We start from the raw sequence: 825 nt of genomic DNA, 5'->3' as shown, positions 1-825 counted from the left end.
TACATCCAGTCCGTGTTGCGAATGATACCAACAGCAAGACCTTCAATAGACAAGTGTTGAGATTCTAGATCGACACGGATTGGAGAAAACTCTTGGTTTTCAGCGTGTAACAGCACTGTAGAACCTTTACGTTCTAGACGTTTTACTGTTACATCATCATCAACACGAGCAACCACAACCTGACCATCACGGACATCTTTTGTTTTGTGAACAGCAAGCAGGTCACCATCCATAATACCGATGTCTTTCATACTTTCGCCATTTACGCGAAGTAAGAAATCAGCTTGAGGTTTAAACATGCTAGGATCGACTTGGTAATGCATTTCTACATGCTCTTGAGCCAAGATAGGCTCACCAGCGGCAACCTGACCGATCAGAGGCAGACCCTGCTCTTCGTTTGCTGCATCTTCAAGCAAAATACGAATACCACGAGACGCACCCGGGATAATCTCAATCGCTTCTTTACGAGCAAGGGCTTTCAAATGTTCTTCTGCAGCGTTAGCAGAACGGAAGCCTAATTCACGAGCAATTTCTGCGCGTGTCGGTGGCATACCGGAATCTTCGATCTTACCTTTGATAAGGTCAAAGACTTGTTGTTGGCGGGGCGTTAACGGCTTCATGATTCACCTGTCTTTTTATACAGTTGACTGTGAGTATATCCAGTAACTGGACAAAAGCAAAGCAATTGGTTGTTTTTAGTTCATTTTTTACTAATTACAAAACCAAGATCTCAAACCATACATAAGCCGCAAGCGCTAAACAGAAAAAAACAGCTGCCGAGCCGACATCTTTCGCCATTCCTGAAAGTTCATGATGTTCACTCCC

The 825-nt window shown here is 43.9% G+C and carries 2 protein-coding genes; both read right to left on the bottom strand.

The features are described 5' to 3' along the window. The coding region (lexA, locus tag A3712_RS19460) for a transcriptional repressor LexA (protein WP_063524720.1) at positions 1 to 620 on the bottom strand (620 nt) is incomplete at its 3' end. Positions 621 to 714: 94 nt separating this feature from the next. Beyond that, the coding region (locus A3712_RS19455) for a diacylglycerol kinase (protein WP_197465868.1) at positions 715 to 825 on the bottom strand (111 nt) is incomplete at its 5' end.

This window comes from Vibrio sp. HI00D65, from assembly GCF_001635455.1.
Classification (GTDB): domain Bacteria; phylum Pseudomonadota; class Gammaproteobacteria; order Enterobacterales; family Vibrionaceae; genus Vibrio.
This window is presented reverse-complemented; position numbering and strand designations above follow the sequence as displayed.